The 23286-nt window shown below is 22.2% G+C and carries 20 protein-coding genes, 1 tRNA gene, 1 other RNA gene and 1 pseudogene; 15 read left to right on the forward strand and 8 right to left on the reverse strand.

Features of this window, described 5'->3' with window-relative positions:
* Positions 1 to 25: 25 nt before the first annotated feature.
* Positions 26 to 102, reverse strand: a tRNA-Met gene (locus tag ACOI1G_RS00305).
* Positions 103 to 311: 209 nt separating this feature from the next.
* On the opposite strand from ACOI1G_RS00305, the gene ribE reads away from it, so the two are divergent.
* The 3 genes and pseudogenes from ribE to nusB all read left to right on the forward strand — a co-directional run bounded on the left by ribE (position 312) and on the right by nusB (position 2490).
* Positions 312 to 788 (forward strand): 6,7-dimethyl-8-ribityllumazine synthase, encoded by a 477-nt coding sequence (gene ribE / locus ACOI1G_RS00310; RefSeq protein ID WP_422667357.1) that lies wholly within the window; start codon positions 312 to 314, stop codon positions 786 to 788.
* A gap of 162 nt (positions 789 to 950) precedes the next feature.
* Positions 951 to 2051, forward strand: a pseudogene (gene ribD, locus ACOI1G_RS00315) (bifunctional diaminohydroxyphosphoribosylaminopyrimidine deaminase/5-amino-6-(5-phosphoribosylamino)uracil reductase RibD).
* A gap of 19 nt (positions 2052 to 2070) precedes the next feature.
* Complete coding sequence (gene nusB, locus ACOI1G_RS00320) at positions 2071 to 2490, forward strand: transcription antitermination factor NusB (RefSeq protein WP_422667358.1); 420 nt, start codon at positions 2071 to 2073, stop codon at positions 2488 to 2490.
* A 153-nt stretch (positions 2491 to 2643) separates the two neighbouring features.
* On the opposite strand, the gene ACOI1G_RS00325 is transcribed toward nusB, so the two are convergent.
* Entirely contained in the window at positions 2644 to 3798 is a 1155-nt protein-coding gene (locus tag ACOI1G_RS00325) for an MFS transporter (protein WP_422667359.1), read from the reverse strand.
* Between the two features lie 67 nt (positions 3799 to 3865).
* Here ACOI1G_RS00325 and ACOI1G_RS00330 point away from each other — a divergent pair, with 67 nt between their 5' ends.
* Entirely contained in the window at positions 3866 to 4210 is a 345-nt protein-coding gene (locus tag ACOI1G_RS00330; protein ID WP_422667360.1) for a TusE/DsrC/DsvC family sulfur relay protein, read from the forward strand.
* Between the two features lie 5 nt (positions 4211 to 4215).
* On the opposite strand, the gene cyoE is transcribed toward ACOI1G_RS00330, so the two are convergent.
* The 5 genes from cyoE to cyoA are packed head-to-tail and all read right to left on the reverse strand — an operon-like array spanning position 4216 to position 8911.
* Positions 4216 to 5079: a heme o synthase gene (cyoE, locus tag ACOI1G_RS00335; protein ID WP_422667361.1), complete on the reverse strand. Its 864-nt coding sequence runs from the start codon at positions 5077 to 5079 to the stop codon at positions 4216 to 4218.
* Positions 5080 to 5083: 4 nt separating this feature from the next.
* Complete coding sequence (gene cyoD, locus ACOI1G_RS00340) at positions 5084 to 5407, reverse strand: cytochrome o ubiquinol oxidase subunit IV (protein WP_422667362.1); 324 nt, start codon at positions 5405 to 5407, stop codon at positions 5084 to 5086.
* A complete protein-coding gene (locus ACOI1G_RS00345) occupies positions 5407 to 6021 on the reverse strand; it encodes a cytochrome c oxidase subunit 3 (protein ID WP_422667363.1) in 615 nt (204 codons plus the stop codon). Before ACOI1G_RS00345 ends, cyoD begins: the two co-directional genes overlap by 1 nt.
* Complete coding sequence (gene cyoB / locus ACOI1G_RS00350; protein ID WP_422667364.1) at positions 6014 to 7996, reverse strand: cytochrome o ubiquinol oxidase subunit I; 1983 nt, start codon at positions 7994 to 7996, stop codon at positions 6014 to 6016. Before cyoB ends, ACOI1G_RS00345 begins: the two co-directional genes overlap by 8 nt.
* A 57-nt stretch (positions 7997 to 8053) precedes the next feature.
* A complete protein-coding gene (gene cyoA, locus ACOI1G_RS00355; protein WP_422667365.1) occupies positions 8054 to 8911 on the reverse strand; it encodes a ubiquinol oxidase subunit II in 858 nt (285 codons plus the stop codon).
* Positions 8912 to 9139: 228 nt separating this feature from the next.
* Here cyoA and ACOI1G_RS00360 point away from each other — a divergent pair, with 228 nt between their 5' ends.
* The 8 genes from ACOI1G_RS00360 (at position 9140) to ACOI1G_RS00395 (ending at position 21165) form a co-directional block, all read left to right on the forward strand.
* A complete protein-coding gene (locus ACOI1G_RS00360) occupies positions 9140 to 9445 on the forward strand; it encodes a BolA family protein (RefSeq protein WP_422667366.1) in 306 nt (101 codons plus the stop codon).
* A gap of 326 nt (positions 9446 to 9771) precedes the next feature.
* On the forward strand, positions 9772 to 11094 hold the full coding sequence (tig, locus tag ACOI1G_RS00365) for a trigger factor (RefSeq protein WP_422667367.1): 1323 nt from the start codon (positions 9772 to 9774) through the stop codon (positions 11092 to 11094).
* A gap of 58 nt (positions 11095 to 11152) precedes the next feature.
* Positions 11153 to 11782 (forward strand): ATP-dependent Clp endopeptidase proteolytic subunit ClpP, encoded by a 630-nt coding sequence (gene clpP / locus ACOI1G_RS00370; protein ID WP_422667368.1) that lies wholly within the window; start codon positions 11153 to 11155, stop codon positions 11780 to 11782.
* A gap of 75 nt (positions 11783 to 11857) precedes the next feature.
* Positions 11858 to 13141 (forward strand): ATP-dependent Clp protease ATP-binding subunit ClpX, encoded by a 1284-nt coding sequence (gene clpX / locus ACOI1G_RS00375; protein ID WP_422667369.1) that lies wholly within the window; start codon positions 11858 to 11860, stop codon positions 13139 to 13141.
* Positions 13142 to 13305: 164 nt separating this feature from the next.
* Positions 13306 to 15639: an endopeptidase La gene (lon, locus tag ACOI1G_RS00380; RefSeq protein ID WP_422667370.1), complete on the forward strand. Its 2334-nt coding sequence runs from the start codon at positions 13306 to 13308 to the stop codon at positions 15637 to 15639.
* Positions 15640 to 15751: 112 nt separating this feature from the next.
* Positions 15752 to 17596, forward strand: a complete 1845-nt coding sequence (locus tag ACOI1G_RS00385; protein ID WP_422667371.1) for a SurA N-terminal domain-containing protein — start codon at positions 15752 to 15754, stop codon at positions 17594 to 17596.
* A 57-nt stretch (positions 17597 to 17653) separates the two neighbouring features.
* Positions 17654 to 19390: a SmdA family multidrug ABC transporter permease/ATP-binding protein gene (locus ACOI1G_RS00390; protein WP_422667372.1), complete on the forward strand. Its 1737-nt coding sequence runs from the start codon at positions 17654 to 17656 to the stop codon at positions 19388 to 19390.
* 32 nt (positions 19391 to 19422) lie between these two features.
* On the forward strand, positions 19423 to 21165 hold the full coding sequence (locus tag ACOI1G_RS00395) for a SmdB family multidrug efflux ABC transporter permease/ATP-binding protein (RefSeq protein ID WP_422667373.1): 1743 nt from the start codon (positions 19423 to 19425) through the stop codon (positions 21163 to 21165).
* Between the two features lie 13 nt (positions 21166 to 21178).
* Here ACOI1G_RS00395 and ffs read toward each other — a convergent pair.
* An RNA gene (gene ffs, locus ACOI1G_RS00400) (signal recognition particle sRNA small type) lies at positions 21179 to 21274 on the reverse strand.
* Between the two features lie 170 nt (positions 21275 to 21444).
* Here ffs and dnaX point away from each other — a divergent pair.
* From dnaX to ACOI1G_RS00415, 3 genes are all read left to right on the forward strand, one after another.
* Entirely contained in the window at positions 21445 to 22536 is a 1092-nt protein-coding gene (gene dnaX / locus ACOI1G_RS00405; RefSeq protein WP_422667374.1) for a DNA polymerase III subunit gamma/tau, read from the forward strand.
* Positions 22537 to 22602: 66 nt separating this feature from the next.
* Positions 22603 to 22863, forward strand: a complete 261-nt coding sequence (locus tag ACOI1G_RS00410) for a hypothetical protein (protein ID WP_422667375.1) — start codon at positions 22603 to 22605, stop codon at positions 22861 to 22863.
* A 48-nt stretch (positions 22864 to 22911) separates the two neighbouring features.
* Positions 22912 to 23241: a YbaB/EbfC family nucleoid-associated protein gene (locus tag ACOI1G_RS00415; protein ID WP_422667376.1), complete on the forward strand. Its 330-nt coding sequence runs from the start codon at positions 22912 to 22914 to the stop codon at positions 23239 to 23241.
* Positions 23242 to 23286 lie beyond the last annotated feature (45 nt).

The following is a 23286-nucleotide window of genomic DNA, read 5'->3' on the forward strand; positions in this document are numbered from 1 at the left end:
AATACATTTTTAAAATTTACTTATTTGGTTGCGGGGGCTGGATTTGAACCAACGACCTTCGGGTTATGAGCCCGACGAGCTACCAAACTGCTCCACCCCGCGTCTTTAAATATAAATTACACCTTATATTAAATAAATGCAACCTTTTTTTAAAAATATTTAAAATATTTTATATTTATAATTATATAACAAAAGTATTATTTAATTTAATTACTTTTATACAATAAAATGATATATTCACAGATCAATGTAAATTTAGTTATTACTGAATATTACAATACATTATACTTCAAATATAAAAAAAGAAAAATATGAATACAATTGAAGCAAGTATAACAGTAAAAAATGTATCTATTGCCATAGTTATTGCAAGATTTAATGAAATTATTAATAATAATTTATTAATGGGAGCTCTTGATATACTAATAAGAATAGGAAAAATACCTAAAGAAAATATTTTAAAAATATATGTACCTGGTGCTTATGAGATACCACTAATATCAAATTATCTTGCTAATTCTGGAAAATATGATGCTATTATTGCAATAGGAACAATTATTAAAGGGAATACATATCATTTTAAAAATATCGCTAATGATACTACTAGTACTCTATTAAAAATTAGTACTAAATATTGTATACCCATTACACTAGGATTATTAATAACAGAAAATATTGAACAATCTATTGAAAGATCAGGATGTAAAATGGGGAATAAAGGTTCTGAAGCTGCATTATCTGCATTAGAAATGATTAATGTTATGAAAAAAATTAAAAAATATTGCTAAAATATTAATTTAAATAAAAATTTAAATAAATATTAATTTGAAATAATATTTTATAAAATCAACTATTTTTTCATAAAAATATATGATATTTTTAAATATAATATATATCTCTAGTCAAAAATTATTACATTGTTTGGTTTAAAAATGAAAGAAATATTTTATATGAAAAAAGCAATTATACTAAGTCAAAAAGGAGAATTTACCACTTCTCCTAATCCTAATGTAGGGTGCGTCATTGTAAAAAATAATAATATTATTGGAGAAGGATGGCATGAAAAAAGTGGAAAAAATCATGCCGAAATTAATGCTTTAAAAATGGCAGGAAAAGAATCAAAAGAAAGCACTGCATATATTACACTAGAACCCTGTAATCATTTTGGAAAAACTCCACCTTGTTGTCATGCAATTGTAAAATCTGGAATTAAAAAAGTTGTAATATCAAATTTAGATCCTAATCCTAAAGTATCTGGAAAAGGAGTATTATATTTACAAAAACATGGAATAATAGTTAAAATCGGAATTTTATCTAAAGAATCAAAAAAAAATAATTATGGATTTTTTAAAAGAATGAAAACAGGATTTCCATGAATACAATTAAAATTAGCGATGTCATTAGATGGAAGAATTGCGCTAAAAAATGGAAATAGCAAATGGATTACTTCAAAATATGCACGTCAAGATGTTCAAACATTTAGAGCAAAAAGTTCTGCTATTCTTAGCACTAGTTCTACTGTATTAACTGATAATCCTCAATTAAATATACGCACGAAAGAATTAGATAAAAAAATACTACCAATATTTCCACATAAAATATTTAAACATCCAATAAGAGTACTGATAGATAGTCAAAACAGAATTCAATTAAGACACAAAATAATACAGATCAAAGAACCAATTTGGTTAATAAGATTAAAATCAGATCAACAATTATGGCCTAAGCATGTTACAGAATTAATAGTAAAACCATACCAAAATAAAATTAATATTTTATCTCTATTTAAAATCCTTGGAACAAAAGAAATAAATAATATTTGGGTAGAATCAGGAAGTGCATTTTCTGGACTTTTATTAAAGTTAGGTGTGATCGATGAAGTAATAATTTATATAGCACCAATAATATTAGGACATAATGCAAAACCACTCTGTATATTAAATAATCAAATAAAACTATTTGAATGCTTAAAATTTAAATTAAAAAATTTTTGTAAAATCGGTCCTGATATACGACTTATATTTCAACCTAAAAAAAATAATATCATTTAATATATAATAAGAGATTGCTATGAAACCATTCTTGCGACACAAAGCTCGTATATATGCTTTACAAATGTTGTATGCTTGGGAATTATCTAAAAATAATATAAAACATAGCGCAATTGAGTTTTTAAAAGAAAATAATGAAAAAAAAATTGATATTATATACTTCTATGATCTAATTCTTAATATTACTAATGACTGTAATAAAATAGATAATTTAATGGAACCTTATTTGTCAAGATCACTTAAAGAACTTGGACAAATAGAAAAATCTATTTTGAGAATTTCATTCTATGAATTATCTAAACGAAAAGATATACCTTATAAAGTATCTATTAATGAAGGTATTGAACTTGCAAAATTATTTGGAGCAGAAGATAGTCATAAATTTATCAATGGTGTATTAGATGCTGCAGCATTAAAAATAAGATGTGATAAAAAATAATATTTTTTTGTGACTAAAAACATATTATTTTATATTTTCTGGTAAAATTTATATTAAAATATATAATTCTTAGATGTATATCCAAGAATTATATATTATTTTATACTAAAAATATTATATTTATATAAGTAAATCATATATTATAATATCAATTTATTTTTTTAAAAAAACAATTAATAACCACGATAAAATAATAAAAAATTCTATAATAGAAATACTATTAATATTAAAAAAATGCAATATACTACCGCTTACTAAACTACCTAAAAAAATACCTAAAAATTGAAGAGTAGAATAAATACTCATTATACTACCTTTATAATTTACCCTAACTTGTTTACTTAAATAAGATGGTAAAAACACTTCTAAAAGATTAAAAGATATAAAAAAAATTTGTATTCCAAATAATAAAAAAAATATATGATTCTTAGAATATACAAACATTATATCTGATAAAGAAAATAAAATAATAGAGCACTCAATAATATGTTCTAGAAAAAAAACTAATTTTAAAAAAAATAATACTAAAAATACAATTAAAAAAGATAACAATATAGTAAAAAGATATATTTTCCAATGTTCATGAAAAGATAAACCATGAATTTCTAATTGATTGGGAATAATCATAAAATTCATCATCAATAAAAAATGAAGATAAAAAACACTAACATAATATTTTATAAGTTTAGTATTAAATAAAATATTTAATAATTTTATGTTAAATAAACTACAATTTTTTATTGGAAAAAAATTAATAGAAGAAGGAATAAAGAAAAATGCAATTATAATACATATAAGAGATAAAAAAGATGTAATCCAAAAAATAGAAAAAAATCCTAAATATTGAACAATAATAGGACCGGATACCATAGATATTATAAAAGAAATTGCAAAACTAATTCCAATAAATCCAATAGATTTAGTTCGATTTTTTTCACGCACAAAGTCAGATAACAAAGCCATAGATACACCAGAGATAGCTCCTGATCCTTGCAAAAATCGACCAATAATCAAGCCCCAAATAGAATGAATGCTAGCTGAAATTATATTTCCTATTAGAATTAAAATAAGACCTAGTATCATTATAAACTTTCGACCAAATATATCAGATAAAAAACCAAATGGAAATTGAAAAATCACTTGAGCAATTCCATAAATACCCATGGCTAACCCAATTAATAATTTATTCTCATCATGTAAAAATATACCATGTGTACTAATAACAGGTATTATAATAAAAATTCCTAACATACGTAGCAAAAAAATAACACCAAGACTTAATGTCACTTGTAATTCTATGAAATTCATTTTATAATTCTTTTTTATTTCATTTATTTTCAATACAATTCTATTGATTCAAAATATATTTTAAAAGATGAAAAAATTAAAAAAAAAAATACATAAGTATCAAGATATTGAAAAAGATGCAGAAGGATATTTAAAAAATAATCAAAATTGGAATATTTTAATAGCTCAAGAAATTGCTCAAAATGAAAATATTAATTTAAATTCTGATCATTGGAAAATAATATATTTTGTACGAGATTTTTATTTTAAATTTAATATGACACCATCGATGAGAATGTTAATTAATGCAATACAGAAAAAAATAAAAAATAAAAAAATAAATAGTATTTATTTATTTACACTATTTCCAAAAGGACCAGCAAAACAAGCAAGTAAAATTGCTGGCATACCAAAACCTGCTCAATGCTTATAAAACTATTAAAATAAAAAATCTATTGCCATTAAAAAATTACATACAAAAACAACTATAATCGAAAACTTAAATAGTTTGATAGAATATTTTTTTTCATCTATGTTATAAAAATTATAACATGCTAAATATAACCATATTACATTTATAAAAGAAGATAGAAATAAAAACATATAACTTAAATAACCAAAAAAACTAAATAATAAATTAATAAAAATATATAAAATAATATAAACAATAATATGTTTTTTTGTTAAAAAAATACCTTTAATTACAGGAAATACAGGAATTCTGGCATTTTTATAATCATTAATACGAAAAATAGCAATAGAATAAAAATGAGACATTTGCCAAAAAATAAAATTTATAAATAATAAAAAAGAAAATAAATCAATAGTATTTACTACTGCTGTATATCCAATAACAGAAGGAATAGAACCTGAAAAACTTCCAATTAAAGTAGAATAAATTGAAATTCTTTTTAATATATAAGTATAAAAAATAACATATATTAAAAATCCAAAAAAAGCTAATAACATAGATAATATATTTACTAAATAACCTAATATAAAAAATCCAATTGTACCAATAATAAAAGAAAAAATTAATACTTCATTCTGATTTAATAATTTTTTTACTAAAACTCTATTTTTAGTACGTTGCATTCTGTTATCTATATCATAATCAATAATGTTATTTAATATACAAGAGGATGCAATAACCAATGACATTCCTGATAATGTGTATAAAAATAAATTAAAATCAAAATGAATTTGAGAAGCTAATAAAAAACTTCCCATCATTAATACCATATTTCCAAAAATAATTCGTGGTTTAATAATTTCTATATAATACTTAAATTTTGATAACATATTTTTAATGCATCATCATATTATTATTTAAATTATTCATAATCCATATAGAACCAAATAAAATAATAAAAATAATTATCATAATAAATAATAAAGAAACAATATTCCAACGTTTTTCAATAGAAAAATTTAAATCTAAAAAATATATAAAATGAATCAAAATTTGTGTTATAGCACAGAAGATGATAATAATATGATTAGTTTTACTAGAAAATATTTTTTCTATAGAAAAATAAAAAGGAATAAGTGTTAGTATAATAGAAAATAAAAAACCTAATATATAAGATTTTTTTTTATAATATAAAAGATTATTTGAATTATTAGACATTAAATTACTCCATTTAAATACACAAAAGTAAAAATACACACCCATATAATATCTAAAAAATGCCAAAATAAACTAAAACATAAAAAACGAATACGAATAGTATTAGTTAAATTTAATTTTACTAGTTGATAAAATAAAAATAACATCCAAATAAGACCGCAAAATATATGAATACCATGCATACCTATCAAAGTAAAAAAAACAGAAAAAAAAGCATGTTTATTAGGTCCAAAATGATTTATGATTAAATCATAAAATTCATACATTTCCATTAAAATAAAAAATAAACCTAATATAAAAGTTAAAATAAGGTATAAAAAACATTTTTTTATTGTTTTTTTAGATAAAAAAATACTCATCATACCGCATGATAATGAACTTAATAATAATATAAATGTTTCTGCTAATATAAAATATAATTTAAAAAAATACTTAGGAATTAAACCTATAGAAACATTAGAAAAATATATTGAATATACAGCAAACATAATAGCAAAAATAATACAATCACTCATTAAATATATCCAAAAACCTAATAACTTATTATTTTCTAATTCTTTTTCATGTATATTATGAGTATTTAATACAATATTTTTTATTTTATTTTTAATCATTATAAACCTGCATATCTCGTTTTTTAAAATTTTTATTCTCTATTTTTTTAATCTCATTTGAAGATATAATATATTCATTATTTTCATTCATACTTTTCACTAGTAAACTAATTAAAATCATACAAAAAGAAATAAAACATAACCAAAAAATATGCCATACTGCTGAAAAACCAAAGATTAAAGAAAAAAAACTAATTATAAATCCAAAACCTGTATTTTTAGGCATATGAATAGAACTATAATGCAATTTTATTTTTTTAATATTGTTTTTTTTTGTATTCCAAAAATCATCTCTATCTTGAATAATTGGTATAATAGCAAAATTGTAAATAGGAGCAGGAGAAGACGTAGACCATTCTAAAGTTCTTCCATCCCATGGATCACCAGTAATATCAAGATTATCATGACGATCTCTAATAGAAACCCAAAACTGAATAATTTGACATATAATACCTATACCAATTAAAAAAGAACCAAAAGCGGCAATACATAATAAAAAATGAAATTGTATATCAATATTTTGACTTAAACGACGCGTCATACCCATTAATCCTAAAAAATATAAAGGAATAAAAGCTATAAAAAAACCAGTAATCCAAAACCAAAAAGCACGTTTTCCCCATGTTTCATTTAAAATGAAACCAAATAATTTAGGAAACCAATAACTAATACCTGCAAAACATCCAAAAACTACTCCTCCAATAATAACATTATGAAAATGAGCTACTAAAAATAAACTATTATGTAAAATAAAATCTGCTGGAGGAACAGATAATAATACACCAGCCATACCACCAATAGAAAACGTAATTAAAAAACCTAAAGTCCATAACATAGAAGAATGTAAATATACTCGACCTTGATACATTGTAAAAAGCCAATTAAATATTTTTACTCCAGTTGGAATAGCTATAATCATTGTAGTAATACCAAAAAAAGCATTAACATTTGCACTTGCACCCATAGTAAAAAAATGATGAAGCCATACAATAAAAGATAAAATAGTAATAGCAAAAGTTGCCCATACTAAGGAAACATATCCAAACAAACGTTTTTTAGAAAAAGTTGAAACAATTTCAGAAAAAATACCAAAAACTGGAAGAACTAAAATATATACTTCTGGATGACCCCAAATCCATATTAAATTTACATACATCATCATATTTCCACCCAATTCATTAGTGAAAAAATGAAAATCACAATATCGATCTAATGTTAACAAAAATAAAGTTATTGTTAAAACAGGAAATGAAATAATAATCAAAATATTAGTACATAAAGATGCCCAAGTAAAAACTGGCATTTTGAATAAATTCATTCCTGGAGCTCTCATTTTTAGAATAGTTACTAAAAAATTAATTCCTGTTAATGTTGTTCCAATTCCAGAAATTTGCAAACTCCAAATCCAATAATCTACTCCTACTCCAGGACTGTATTTTATTCCTGATAATGGCGGATATGCTAACCAACCAGTTTGTGCAAATTCTCCAATTCCTAAAGAAAGAGTAATTAAAATTGCACTGCTCGCAGTTAACCAAAAACTTAAATTATTAAGAAATGGAAAAGCTACATCACGAGAACCAATTTGTAACGGAATAACTAAATTCATTAATCCAATTACTAGAGGCATCGCAACAAAAAAAATCATGATTACACCATGAGCTGTAAATATCTGATCGTAATGATGAGCAGGTAAAAATCCTGTATGACCTGATGATGAAATCACTTGTTGAGTGCGCATTAATATAGCATCAACAAATCCACGAAATAACATAATAAAAGCTAAAATACCATACATAATAGATATTTTTTTATGATCTACTGTCGTAAACCATTCATGCCAAAAATAATTCCATTTTTTATAATATGTAATACTAAATATTAAACCTAATGTAATTAAAATAATTATAATATAAGTAACCATAATAATTGGTTCATTATAAGGTATAGAATTCCAATTTAATTTTCCAAACATTTTTACTTCTCCAAATTAATTTTTTAGAAAATATTGTATTAATATATATTTTTTCAATCAATTATGTTTATAAAATTGATTAATAATTTGATGAAATAAATTACTATTTACTTTTGAAAAATATTGTACAGAACTGTTTTCATTTGATTTAGAAATTATTAACAATTGTTTCATATCTTGTAATACTTTCGAAGAATTCTGAATTTTATCAATCCATTTCTTAAATTGAGTATTATTTAAAACAGAGATCGCAGTAAATTTCATGTTTGAAAAACCTTTACCACTATAATTAGATGATATACCTTTATAATATCCTGTATTATTAGAAATTAAATTTAATTCAGTTATCATACCAGGCATAGCATAAATTTGACTTCCAAGATAAGGTATAAAAAAAGAATTCATTACAGAATTAGAAGTAATATGAAATACTATAGGTCTATTAATAGGAAACATAATCTCATTAATAGTAGCAATATGATATTCTGGATAAATAAATAACCATTTCCAATCTAATGATACAACATCTATTTCTATTGGATGTAATCTAGATTGTATTGCTCTAGTAGGTTCTAGTTTATGACTATAATTCCACGATAAATAACTTAAAAAAGATACAATTAAAATCGGAATTATCCAAATAAATATTTCTAATTTTGTTGAATGAGCCCATTCTGGTTTATATATTTCATTTTTTTTTGAACTACGATATTTTATTGAAAAATATACCGTCATAAAAATTACAGGTAATACAACTAATAACATCATCAAAAATGATATAAATATTAATGACAATTCTTCTTGAGCAATTATTCCATGCGAACTAAAAAATACACTATTACAACCATTTAAAAAAAATATAATAAAAAAAAATAGTACAATTTTAAAAATACTGTTGTATTTTATAAATATCATTAAAGAACCTCAATTAAATGGAATATTTAGTATTTTATTTTTAATTTAGAAAATATATTTTAATTATTTTTAATATTAGATTCAAATATAATTACTATAAAATAAAATAGTAATATTTTTTAAATAATTGAATTATTTTACAAAAATTGATAAAATTTTTAATAATATTTTATTTTTTTTATAAAAAATAAAATATATTATTTTTTTTATATTAAGGATATATAATTAATGATTTTAAAAAAAATAGAAAATAGTTTAAAATCTAATATAAATGTTGATTTCATAGATATTTTTGATAATAGTGCATCTCATAATTATTCTAAAAATAATCTTACACATTTAACAATAATTATTATTAGTGATGCTTTTATTAATATAAACTTAATTGATAGACATCGTATTATTTTTAATATTTTAAAAAAAGAAATAAAATATAAAATATATTCAATTACATTATATACTTATACTATAATTGAATGGAAAAATAAAAAAAATAAAAAAATTAATTTTTCAAAATGTTTAAAAAAACATTAATAGAAAAATGTATCAAAATATCAACAAAAAATATCTCAATATTAAAAATGAAAATAATATTTTATTAAAATACTTCATTATAAAATTTTTATTTAAAAAATTAAATTGTATTTATTAAAATCGCCAACCATAATTATATCTCAATAATATTTTTAAAATAAAATAATATAATCTATTGCTAATAAATAAATAAAACATTTCTATTATAAACAATCTATAAAAATATTAAAAAGAAGAAATATGTGTATATTTATATACTACCAAATATTTTTAAAATAAATAAAATATGCATATAAAACTAATAAATTTAATTTTTTGAGGTAAAAATGAATTTCTTAATAGAAAAAAACAAAAATGAAGAGTATCGTGTAACAATAAAAATTCCAGAAATTATAATTAAAAAAAATATTATTAAAAAATTTAATGAAATTAATAAAAATGAAAATATTAATGGATTTAGAAAAGGTAAAATTCCTATTGATATTATTAAAAAAAAATATGGAAATAATATTTATTATGATGTATTAAACCAACTTATGCAAAAATTTTTTCATAAATTTATCATCGAAAAAAAAATAAATACCATTGGTAATCCGAAATATTACATACATTCAAATGAATATAATAATTTTAAAAATTTTAAATATTCAGTAATATATGCATTAAAACCTATTTTCAAATTACAAGATATTAAATCTATTCAAGTAAAAAAAATAATTGTTAATATTACTAAACAAAATATTTTAAATCAAATACAAAAAAATCAAAAAAATTTAAAAAAATGGAAAATAACACAAAGATCTATAAAAACTAATGATCGTGTTTTATTAGATTATAAAGTTTATGTTAATAATCAAATAATAGAAGAATTCCACCAAAAAAACTTTTCTTTAATTATTTCAAAAAATATATTATTACCTCAGTTATATTATCAAATACAAAACCATTATATCAATGATGTATTTTTTTTTAAAATACATTTTTCTAAATTTCATCCAGAAAAAAAATTACAAGATAAAGAGGTTATTTTTAAAATAAAAATTAAAAAAATTGAAGAAAAAATAAAAAATATTGTTTTATCTGAAAATCAAGAAGAAAAAATTGAGCCAATCTATTATAAAAAAATGAAAGAAAAAATAAATAAAAAAATCAAAAAAATTAATGATAATTATATATACTTTCAAATTATACAAAAATTAATAAAAAATAATCCTATAATTATACCTCATATTTTAATCGAAGAAGAAATTAAAAATATATATTATGATAATTTGCAAAAATATCAAAAAAATGAAGGAAATATACTAGAAAAAAAATATCATATCAATATTCATTTACAAGCTAAAAAAAATATACATATAAAGTTAATTATTCAAAATATTATTTCTGAAAATAATATATTACCTGATTTAAATACTATTGATAAATTAATTAAAAAAATATCTTTAAATTATAAAAAACCTGAAGAAATTATAAATTTATATAAAACAGATAAAAACTTAATAGAAAAAATAAAAAATATTGAATTAGAAATACAAGTAATGAATTTATTATTTAAAAAAATAACGATTATTGAAGAATATTACACTTTAGATCAAGCTATCTATTATGCTAAAAATACAATCGATAATAATTTATTTTATAATTAAAAAAATATCATAAATTATATTCTAAATATAACATTACAATATTTTACAGGAATAAAAAATGTTATTTAATCATCGTAATCCAAAGAAAAGAACTATTTCTAATTCATCTTTTCTTCCTATGGTAGTAGAACAAGATGCACGCGGAGAACGTGCATACGATATATATTCACGTTTATTAAAAGAACGTATAATTTTTATGACAGGAACAATTGAAGATAATATGGCAAATAATATTATCGCTCAAATGCTTTTTTTAGAATCTGAAAATCCTGAAAAAGATATATTTTTATATATTAACTCACCAGGAGGAGTTATTACTTCAGGAATGTCTATTTATGACACAATGCAATTTATCAAACCAGATATACATACTATTTGTATGGGACAAGCATGTTCAATGGGAGCATTTATATTGGCATCTGGAAAAAAAGGGAAAAGATCTTGTTTACCTAATGCAAGAATAATGATTCATCAGCCGCTAGGAGGATATCAAGGACAAGCATCTGATATCGCAATTCATTCTCGTGAAATTATTAAAATTAAAAAAACACTTAATCATCTAATTGCATTACATACAGGTCAACCTATTAAAAAAATAAATAAAGATACAGATCGTGATTGTTTTTTATCAGCAGATGAATCTATTAAATATGGATTAATTGATTTTATTTTAACACATCGTCAATAAAAAATGTTTCTTTTATATTTAACATATTATTAAAATAAAATTTTATTTATTTAAAAATAAAAAAAAGGTTCAATAATGATAGATAAAAATAAAAATGATTCTGAAAAATTATTGTATTGTTCTTTTTGTGGAAAAAGTCAAAAAGAAGTTCAAAAATTAATTGCAGGTCCATCAGTATATATCTGTAATGAATGCATAATATTATGTAATAATATAATCACAGTAGAAAATAATAAAAACGAAAATGATACCCATCATATATTAGAAAAATTACCTACACCACATGAAATCAAAGAATATCTTGATCAATATGTAATAGGACAAAAAAAAACAAAAAAAATATTGTCTGTTGCTGTATATAATCATTATAAACGTCTTCGCAACATTGTAGAAAAAAAAAATAATGTTGAATTAGGAAAAAGCAATATTTTACTTATTGGACCCACGGGAAGCGGAAAAACATTATTAGCAGAAACATTAGCAAAACGATTAAATATTCCATTTGTTATTGCAGATGCAACTACTTTAACTGAAGCAGGATATGTTGGAGAAGACGTTGAAAACGTTGTTCAAAAATTATTACAAAAATGTGAATATAATGTAAAAAAAGCCGAACTAGGAATTATTTATATTGATGAAATAGATAAAATAGCAAGAAAATCTGATAATCCTTCTATTACTCGAGATGTTTCTGGAGAAGGAGTACAACAAGCTTTATTAAAATTAATTGAAGGTACAATAGCATCCATTCCACCACAAGGTGGTCGAAAACACCCTCAACAAGAATTTATTCAAGTTAATACTAAAAATATTCTATTTATATGTGCTGGATCTTTTCTAGAATTATCTAGTATAATTACAAGAAGAATTTATAAAGGAACAAACATTGGATTTACTGCTATCATTAAAAAGAAAAATAAAAAATTATCAGAAAATATAATACTAGAAAAAATACAACCAGAAGATCTAATTAAATTTGGATTAATCCCTGAATTTATTGGTCGTTTGCCGATAATTAGCATTTTACATCAGTTGAATGAAGATGCATTAATTAAAATACTGCATGAACCTAAAAATGCTTTAATTAAACAGTATCAAACTTTGTTTGAATTAGATAAAGTAAAATTAGAATTTAATTTAGAATCAATTGCAGCAATTGCAAAAAAAGCTATGTCTCGTAATACAGGTGCTAGAGGATTAAGATCTATTATTGAAAGTATTTTATTAGAAACAATGTACAATTTACCATCTATGGAAAATGTCCAAAAAGTATTAATTAACAAATCAGTTGTAAATACTTATTCATCACCTAAAATAATATTAAAACAAAAAAAAACAAATCCAGTATCTAATAATTAAATCATGATAATACAAAAAAAAATTAAAAAAAGGAAATAGCCCTTTTTATTTTACAAACCGCTTATCATGGCATGTCCAATAACATCCAATTATAATTATAAATAAATATTTATAATCTTATATTTTTTTAAAATATAGCGGAAATTTAACTAAGAGAGAGCTCTATGAATTCTGAGCGTTCTACAAATATCACAATTCCTGTTTTACCATTACGTGATGTCGTTATATATCCTCACATGGTCATTCCGTTATTTGTAGGTAGAAAACATTCAATTAATTGTATTGAAGCAGCTATAAAAAATGATAAAAAAATTATGTTGATTGCTCAAAAAGAAGCTACACAAGACGAACCAACAACAAATGATTTATTTACTATAGGTACAATCAGTTCAATTTTACAGATATTAAAATTACCAGATGGAACAATTAAAGTTTTAGTAGAAGGATTACAACGTGCTTGTATAAAAAAATTAAATAACAATGGAAAATATCTCGTTGCAGAAATAAATGTTATTATTCCGTCTATTATTATAGATAAAAAACAAAAAATATTGATTCGTACAACAATAAATGAATTTGAATCTTATATTAAACTCAATAAAAAAATCCCATCAGAAATATTAAATTCTCTAAAAAATATTAATGATTCAGAAAAATTAGCAGATACTATTGCTTCACATATGCCACTAAAAATACATGATAAACAATCAGTATTAGAAATGAAAAACGTCAATGAAAGATTAGAATTTTTAATGGTTATTATGGCAACAGAAATTGATTTGTTAAAAGCAGAAAAAAGAATTCGAAATCGTGTTAAAAAACAAATGGAAAAAAGTCAAAGAGAATATTATCTGAATGAACAAATAAAAGCTATACAAAAAGAACTTGGTGAAATTGATGAAATTATAGATGAAAATAAAATACTAAAACGAAAAATTAATGCATCAAAAATGCCAAAAGAAGCAAAAGATAAAACTGAATCAGAATTAAAAAAACTAAAAATGATGTCACCAATGTCTGCTGAAGCTACGGTAGTACGAAGTTATATTGACTGGATGATACAAGTTCCATGGAATGCTAAAACCTTAATTAAAAATAATATTCAACAAGCTAAAAAAATTCTTGATACTGACCACTTTGGTCTTGAAAAAGTGAAAGAAAGAATACTAGAATATTTAGCAGTACAAACAAGAATAAAAAAAGTAAAAGGTCCTATTTTATGTCTAATTGGACCTCCAGGTGTCGGTAAAACATCATTAGGAAAATCTATTGCACGATCTATAGGAAGAAAATATGTAAGAATGGCTTTAGGAGGAATACGAGATGAAGCTGAAATAAGAGGTCATCGCCGTACATATATAGGTTCTATGCCAGGAAAATTAATTCAAAAAATGATCAAAGCAAAAGTTAAGAACCCATTATTTCTATTAGATGAAATTGATAAAATGTCCTGTGATATTAGAGTAGATCCAGCATCTGCTTTATTAGAAGTATTAGATCCAGAACAAAATATTAATTTTAATGATCATTATTTAGAAGTGGATTATGATCTTTCTGATGTTATGTTTGTGGCTACATCAAATTCTATGAATATACCTGCACCACTTTTAGATCGAATGGAAGTTATACGATTATCTGGATATACGGAAAATGAAAAATTAAACATAGCTAAACGATATCTATATCCTAAACAAATAGAAAGAAATGCATTAAAAAAAGATGAATTAACAATTACTGATTGTGCTATTACTAGTATAATTCACTATTATACACGAGAAGCTGGAGTACGCGGTTTAGAACGAGAAATATCTAAAATCTGTCGAAAAGTAGTAAAAAACATATTATTAGATAAAAATTTAAAACATATTGAAATTAATAGTAAAAATTTAAAACAATTTTTAGGTATTAAACGATTTGATTATGGAAAAAGCAATAATTATAATTATATTGGACAAGTTATAGGTTTAGCATGGACAGAAGTCGGTGGAGAATTATTAACTATTGAAACAGCATGTGTTTCAGGAAAAGGAAAATTAACCTATACTGGTTCTTTAGGTAAAATCATGCAAGAATCTATTCAAGCTGCATTAACTGTAGTACGCTCTCAAGCAAAAAAATTAAATATTAAAGAAAATTTTTATGAAAAAAATGATATTCATGTCCATGTACCAGAAGGAGCTACACCTAAAGACGGTCCTAGTGCTGGAATAGCAATGTGTACAGCTATTGTTTCTTCTTTAACAAAAAATCCTGTAAAATCAAATATTGCTATGACAGGAGAAATTACATTATGTGGACAAGTTTTACCAATTGGAGGATTAAAAGAAAAATTACTTGCTGCACATAGAGGGGGTATTAAAAAAGTTATAATTCCCTATAAAAATAAAAATGATTTAGAAGAAATACCTAAAAATATTATTCAAGGACTATCAATACATGCAGTAAAAAATATTAAAGAAGTTCTACAATTAGCATTAAAAAATGTTCCTTATATCTAAAAAATACGATAATTATATCTTATACAATCATGAGGCTGACATAAAAATTGTCAGCCTTTATCGATATTAATTTCTTTCTTTAAAATATATTATTATTGGAATTATTTATATTATGATAAAAAAAACACAATTTTGGTCCAAAAATATAATAATAAAATGTATTTTAGGATTAATTATTTTATCAATAGTGATGAGTACTGTTATCAGTTATCTTCCTTATGATACTAAAAAATATATAGTTACAGTAAATGGAAAAAAAATAAGCTTCGAAACCGTGCAAAATATGTACATTTTAGAAAGAGAAAAACAAAAAAAAATATTAGGTAATAAATTTTTTAAAATTGGCGAAAATAAAGATTTTATTAATGCAACATATAATTATATTTTATCTCAATTAATTAACAATATTTTACTAGAACAATATGCTGAAAAACTCCAGTTAACTGTAGAAGATAAAGAAATAAAAAAATTTTTATTATCTTCTCCGTTATTTCAAAAAAATAATACATTTAATAAACAAAAATATTTTAATTATTTATCATCAATAGGATTACAAAATAATGAATATATAAAAAATATTAAAACACGACTAATAACAAAAAAATTAATAGATACCATTAATAATACAAATTTTTTATTAAAAAATGAAAATAAAAATATAATAAAATTATTATCACAAAAAAGAATAATTCAAAAATCAATTCTTAACATTGAATCAATTATTCAACAGCAAAAAATAAAAAATAAAGAAAAAAAAATTTACTTTTTAAAGAATAAAAATCAATTTTATATTCCAGAAAAATTTAAAATTAGCTATATCCCAATAGATGTAAAAAATATTCAATTACAATACAATGAAAAAGATATTGAGAAATGGTACTATACTCATATTAAAGATTATTCTCAAGAAGAGAAAAAAAAATATAGTATTATTCAAGTAAAGACTATGAAAGAAGCATTATCAATATTATCACAAATTAAAAAATGTAATAATTTTGAAGATATAGCTAAAAAAAAATCAACAGATCCTATTTCATCTAGTCATGGCGGTAATATTGGTTGGATATCAAATAATTTTATTCCTAATGAAATTAAAAAATCTCATCTTTATAAAAAAAATCAAATATCTAATATTATTCCTTTTCAAAAAGAATTTTTAATTATTAAATTAAATGATATTCAAATAAATCAAAAAAAAAAATTATCTGAAGTACATGATTCTATTAGGATAAAAATTATTAATCAAAATTCAAAAAAATCATACCATATACTAAAAAATAAAATTATTAATATAATTAAAATGTATCCTAATCAATTTGATATGATTATCAAAAATATCAATATACATCCTAAAGAAACCAATTGGTTTACAAAAAATTCTCTTCCTCAAGAATTTAATAATAATACAATTATTAACAAAATACTTTCAGATAAAAAATTAATAAAAAAAGAAAATCAATTAAGATTACATTCTGGATTAATTACTTTAAATAAAAATACATCATTTATTATTAGCATTAAAGATTATAAGAAAAAAGAAATAAAAAAATTTAAAGATGTAGATAAAAATATTATATATACATTAAAATATTTAAAAGCCATGAAAAATATACAAAAAAAAGCAGAAAAAATTGTTTTATTATTAAGAAAAGGAAAAAAATATAACATTCATTTTTATGATCCTCAAATTATCTCTCAATATGAAAAAAATAATATTGTTCCAATAGTATTTTCATTGCCTTATCCTAAAAAAAATAAAAAAATATATACTATGATTAAAGATAAAAATGGAAATATTATCATTTTATATCTATCTAAAATTTATCAAAGTAATTTTTCTTTTCAAAATAATGAAATTATCAAACAATATTTAGAAAATAATAATACAGAAATAATACTTCGTTCTATTTTGAAAAATTTGTATCAAAATGCAAATATTGTCTATGAAAAAATATAAATTAATTTTAAAATAATTTATAAAATATAAATATTTTATTTAAATTTAGGATCGTGTGTGCAATTATTTAAACAACTCAGATGGTATTTCATAAGAGAATGGAAGAAATATCTAGGATCTATTATTTTATTAGCATGCATTGCTATACTTCAATTAATACCACCAAAAATAGTGGGGATTATTATAGATTGTATTGTAAAAAAAAATATGCATAGTATACAAATTTTACCGTGGATTAGTATTATAATACTAATTTCTATAATTATATATATATTACGTTATCTATGGAGAATACTTTTATTTGGAGCATCCTATCAATTAGCAACTGAGTTAAGAGTAAAATTTTATCATTATCTTAGTCAACAAAATCAAAATTTTTTTTTAAAAAATAGAACTGGAGATTTAATTGCAAGAGCAACTAATGATGTTGATCGTGTAGTCTTTGCTGCAGGTGAAGGCGTCTTAACATTGGTCGATTCATTAGTCATGGGTTGTTTAGTATTAATAATAATGAGTACAAAAATTAGTTTTATATTGACATTATTTGCTTTAATACCTATGCCTATCATGGCTATTTTAATTCAAAAATATGGAGAAAAACTACATTATAATTTTAGTCAATCTCAATCAGCATTCTCTTTATTAAATACTCAAACACAAGAAATTTTAACTAATATTCGTATGATCAAAGCTTTTGGAATAGAAAAAAAACAAATAGAAAAATTTTATAAAGCCGTTCTATATACAGGTCAAAAAAATATGGACGTTGCAAAAATAGATTCTTGTTTTGATCCAGTTATTTATCTATCAGTAGCTTTTTCTAATTTATTAGCTATAGTAGGAGGTAGCTGGTTAATTATAAAAAATATTATTACTATAGGTGAATTAACCAGTTTTATTATGTATCTGGGATTAATGATTTGGCCCATGTTAGCACTAGCATGGATGTTTAATATAGTAGAGAGAGGTAGTGCTGCTTGGAATCGCATTAATCTAATTATGCAAATAAAAGGAACAAAGATCCAAACTGAAAGTCAAGAAATTCCATATAAACCAGGCATTTTAAAAATTAATATTCACTCTTTTTATTATCCTCAAAATAATTATCCTGCTTTAAAAAATATTAAAGTTATTCTACATCCTGGAAAAATTTTAGGTGTCTGCGGACCAACAGGATCTGGAAAAAGTACTTTTTTGAATCTTATTCAACGGCAATTTAATATACAGAAAGGTCAGATAACATATCATTCATTATCTTTATTAAAATTTAATATTGATGATTGGAGACGTCGTATTGCTGTCGTTAACCAAAATGTATTTTTATTTTCAGATACCATAGCAAACAATATTGCCTTAGGAAACCCATATGTTTCACAAAAAAAAATTGAAGATGCAGCAAAACTAGCTAATGTACATCAAGATATTTTAAATTTTTCTAAAGGATACCAAACTCAAATTGGAGAACGTGGAGTAATATTATCTGGCGGTCAAAAACAACGTATCTCTATTGCACGAGCATTATTATTAAATACTGAAATATTAATTTTAGATGATGCACTATCTGCTGTAGATGGACAAACTGAGCATAATATTTTGAAAAATATTAATAATTGGAAAAAAAATGGACATACATTAATTATTACAGCACACCGACTTTCTGCATTATTTAATGCAGATGAGATTATAGTAATTAAAAATGGTATGATTACACAGCGTGGAAATCATTATAAATTAAAAAAAGAAGAAAATTGGTACAAATCTATGTATCATTATCAAAAACTAAAAATAGAATAAAATAGTTATAAACATGGGTGAAAATTTATAATATGGAGCATTTAATAAAATTTTGGCCAATTTTAAAACGTCTACTAATTTATATTATCCCTTATAAAAAAAAATTAATATTCGCATCATTATTTCTTTTAAGCAGTTCTATTGCTGAAGTACTAGGACCAGTATTAATAAATTTTTTTATTAAAAATATAATTGTAAAAAATAATTCAAATATACAATTTATTTTAACATTTATTTTTATATTTATAATATTACAAATTATATCAGTATTTTTAAATTATTTTCAAAGTATTTTATTTAATGAAATTTCTATAAAAGTCATTAATCAATTACGTAAAAATGTTATCAAAAATACTTTATGTCAACCTATGAATTATTTTGATACTCAACCAGTAGGTCATATTCTATCAAAAATTACAAATGATACTGAAGTAATTAAAGAACTATATGATACTGTAATTCCTAATTTATTTAAAAATACCACTCTAATGTTAATCATATTATTTACTATGTTTACTTTAGAATGGCATATGGCGATAGTAGCGGGATTAATGTTTCCATTAGTGATTATTATTATGTCATTATATCAGTATTATAGCACACCATTTTTAAGAAAAATGCGATCTTATAATGCCATTATTAATAATAGATTTAATGAAAGCATTAAAGGAATTAATATTATTCAACAATTTCGACAACAATATAGATTTCAAAAAGAAATAAAAAAAATTAGTAATTTACATTATATAGAAAGAATAAAAATATTAAAATTAGATAGTTTTTTATTAAGACCATTATTAAGTTTAATATCTTCTTTAGTATTATGCGCATTTATTTTTATTTTTAGTTCTATTCCTACCGGAATTTTTGAAATTGGAATTTTATATGCATTTATTACATATTTAAATCGCCTTAATGAACCATTAATTAGTCTAACTATTCAACAATCTATATTACAACAAGCTATAGTATCAGGAGAAAGAGTTTTTAATCTTTTAGATTCTCCAATTCAAAAATATGGAGATAATAAAATCCATTTAAATAGTGGCGAAATTAAAATTAATAATTTAAGCTTTTTTTATAAAAATAATAAAAAAAATATATTAAATAATATTAATCTAAATATACCATCTAAAAGTTTTTTTGCATTTGTAGGACATACTGGTTGTGGAAAAAGTACTTTAGCAAATTTGTTAATGGGTTTTTATCCTATTCAAAAAGGTCAAATCTACTTAGATAATAAACCAATTAATTCAATTAGTCATAAAATTTTAAGAAAAGATATTTTAATGGTAGAGCAAAACCCTATAATTCTTTCAGATACTTTTTTTCAAAATATTACATTAGGTAAGGAAATATCTGAAAAACATGTTTGGAAAATACTAAATACTGTTTATCTTACATCTCTAGTAAAATCTATGCCTAAAGGAATATATTCTATTTTAGGAGAAGAAGGTAATACATTATCTATTGGACAAAAACAGTTATTATCTATTGCTAGAATATTAGTTACACATCCTAAAATCTTAATATTAGATGAAGCAACTGCTAATATTGATTCTGAAACAGAAAAAAAAATACAAAAAACTTTATTATCTATACGAAAATATTCTACATTAGTTGTTATAGCTCATCGAATGTCAACAATTATTAAAGCAGATTGTATTATAGTATTAGATCAAGGACGTATTATAGAATATGGAAATCATTATGAACTAATAGAAAAAAGAGGTTTTTACTGGAAAATGTTTAAATTTCAATCATATTATTTGTAAAATTATTACGAGTTTCTGTTAGCTTTATCAAAACACCTGTATTATTTGATTTAGCTGCTTCTTTCCAGATCTGACTAGATATTCAATTCTACAGTGTTAGAAACTAACAGAAAACTCAATAGTATATTTTGTATTAATAATAATTTAAAACATATTATATCAATAAAAAATCTATTTAACAAATAAAATTTATATAATATAGAAATACTATAATAATTTACATTCTTTTATTAATAAATAGAAAAGTAAAAGAATATTTTTATAAGAAGAATAAAATATATGAGTTATTGTGTATTTGCAAGAAAATATAGACCACAATCCTTCAAAGATATTATTGGTCAAAAGCATATTGTAACGGCTATATGCAATAGTTTCTCTCTAAATCGTATTCATCATGCATGGTTATTTTCTGGTACAAGAGGAATAGGAAAAACAACTATTGCACGATTATTAGCAAAAAGTTTAAATTGTATAACTGGTATTACATCTAATCCTTGTCGAAAATGCGCAAATTGTATAGAAATAGAAAAAGGACTATTTCTCGATTTTATTGAAGTGGATGCTGCTTCTCGTACTAAAGTAGAAGAAATTAAAGAAATATTAGATAATGTATATTATTCACCAATAAAAGGAAGATTTAAAATATATTTAATTGATGAAGTTCATATGCTTTCTCGTCATAGCTTTAATGCATTTTTAAAAATTCTTGAAGAACCTCCAAAACATATTAAATTTATTTTAGCTACTACAGAGATTAATAGAATTCCAAACACTATTATTTCTAGATGCCTACATTTTCATTTAAATATTTTATCTTCAAAAAAAATATTTTATTTTTTAAAAAATATTTTAGCAAAAGAAAATATTAATACTGATGATTATGCTTTAAAAACTATTGCAAATTATTCTGAAGGAAGTGCAAGAGATGCGCTTAATTTAATAGAGAAAGCTATTTCATTAGGTAATAACTCTATTAATAAAAAAGATGTAATAAAAATGTTAGGATTACCATCACAAAAAAAAATATTTTCAATCACTTGCGAAATATTAAAAAAAGATACAAAAAAAACCATGATTCTTCTTAAGAAGATAAGTAATAAAATTGTAGAATGGGAAAAAATTTTAATTGAAATATTACGCTGTTTACATTATATAGCGATGATAAAGTTATTTCCGTTAATATCAGATGAAAAATATATAGAAGACCACAAAATAAAAATAGATGATATTGTTAATATAACTAATAAAAGTGATATCTCTCTATGTTATCACATTATATCAACAGGTAGAAAAGAACTACCGTTTTCACCAGATCCAAAAATAGGAACAGAAATGATTATCCTAAGAGCTATAAGAAAAATAGAAAAATAATAAATTTTATATTATTATCTTTTTATCATATATTATTTTTACCTAAAAAGAAGATTTAGATTAATTATGAAAAATAATCATTTAACTGATATAATTTTAAAAAATAAAAAAAAAATATTATCTAATAAAAATAATTATCAATTAAATATAAAAGACAAAAAAAAAATATATACATCAGAATTATCAAAATCTAAACACATTATTACAAAAAAATATGAAAAAAAAATTAAAGAAGCATATATAATAATGAAACAAGATATTAACGTTCAAATATTAGAAAAAAAATTTAATATAGAATGGACAAAAAAAAATATATTTTTAATATAAAATATATAAATTAAATTGAATAAGATTATTAAAAAGAGAACATAAAATATGTTTACTAAAGGCGGTTTAGGTAATTTAATGAAACAAGCTCAAGAAATGCAAGAAAAAGTTGCAAAAATACAAGCTGAAATAGCAAAAATGGAAGTTACAGGAGAAGCAGGAGCTGGATTAGTAAAAGTTACTATAAATGGAGCACATAATTGTAGCCGCGTCGAAGTAGATCCTAGTTTATTAACAGATGATAAAGATATGTTAGAAGATTTAGCAGCAGCAGCATTTAATGATGCTACTAGAAGAATATCAGAAGAACAAAAAAAGAAAATGTCTTCTATTTCTACAGATATGCAATTGCCTACAGGATTTAATATACCTATATAAAATAAAAATTATTTATAATAATAAATACAAAAAATAAAGTTTACT

Origin of the sequence: Buchnera aphidicola (Pterocomma populeum) (assembly GCF_049314985.1) — a bacterium.
Lineage (GTDB): Bacteria > Pseudomonadota > Gammaproteobacteria > Enterobacterales > Enterobacteriaceae > Buchnera > Buchnera aphidicola_BQ.

Bases quoted from the DNA above. Each gene is read 5' to 3' on its own strand.
- ribE (WP_422667357.1), top strand. From the start codon at position 312: ATGAATACAATTGAAGCAAGTATAACAGTAAAAAATGTATCTATTGCC.
- nusB (WP_422667358.1), top strand. From the start codon at position 2,071: ATGAAACCATTCTTGCGACACAAAGCTCGTATATATGCTTTACAAATG.
- ACOI1G_RS00325 (WP_422667359.1), bottom strand. From the start codon at position 3,798: ATGAATTTCATAGAATTACAAGTGACATTAAGTCTTGGTGTTATTTTT.
- ACOI1G_RS00330 (WP_422667360.1), top strand. From the start codon at position 3,866: ATGAAAAAATTAAAAAAAAAAATACATAAGTATCAAGATATTGAAAAA.
- cyoE (WP_422667361.1), bottom strand. From the start codon at position 5,079: ATGTTATCAAAATTTAAGTATTATATAGAAATTATTAAACCACGAATT.
- cyoD (WP_422667362.1), bottom strand. From the start codon at position 5,407: ATGTCTAATAATTCAAATAATCTTTTATATTATAAAAAAAAATCTTAT.
- ACOI1G_RS00345 (WP_422667363.1), bottom strand. From the start codon at position 6,021: ATGATTAAAAATAAAATAAAAAATATTGTATTAAATACTCATAATATA.
- cyoB (WP_422667364.1), bottom strand. From the start codon at position 7,996: ATGTTTGGAAAATTAAATTGGAATTCTATACCTTATAATGAACCAATT.
- cyoA (WP_422667365.1), bottom strand. From the start codon at position 8,911: ATGATATTTATAAAATACAACAGTATTTTTAAAATTGTACTATTTTTT.
- ACOI1G_RS00360 (WP_422667366.1), top strand. From the start codon at position 9,140: ATGATTTTAAAAAAAATAGAAAATAGTTTAAAATCTAATATAAATGTT.
- tig (WP_422667367.1), top strand. From the start codon at position 9,772: ATGAATTTCTTAATAGAAAAAAACAAAAATGAAGAGTATCGTGTAACA.
- clpP (WP_422667368.1), top strand. From the start codon at position 11,153: ATGTTATTTAATCATCGTAATCCAAAGAAAAGAACTATTTCTAATTCA.
- clpX (WP_422667369.1), top strand. From the start codon at position 11,858: ATGATAGATAAAAATAAAAATGATTCTGAAAAATTATTGTATTGTTCT.
- lon (WP_422667370.1), top strand. From the start codon at position 13,306: ATGAATTCTGAGCGTTCTACAAATATCACAATTCCTGTTTTACCATTA.
- ACOI1G_RS00385 (WP_422667371.1), top strand. From the start codon at position 15,752: ATGATAAAAAAAACACAATTTTGGTCCAAAAATATAATAATAAAATGT.
- ACOI1G_RS00395 (WP_422667373.1), top strand. From the start codon at position 19,423: ATGGAGCATTTAATAAAATTTTGGCCAATTTTAAAACGTCTACTAATT.
- dnaX (WP_422667374.1), top strand. From the start codon at position 21,445: ATGAGTTATTGTGTATTTGCAAGAAAATATAGACCACAATCCTTCAAA.
- ACOI1G_RS00410 (WP_422667375.1), top strand. From the start codon at position 22,603: ATGAAAAATAATCATTTAACTGATATAATTTTAAAAAATAAAAAAAAA.
- ACOI1G_RS00415 (WP_422667376.1), top strand. From the start codon at position 22,912: ATGTTTACTAAAGGCGGTTTAGGTAATTTAATGAAACAAGCTCAAGAA.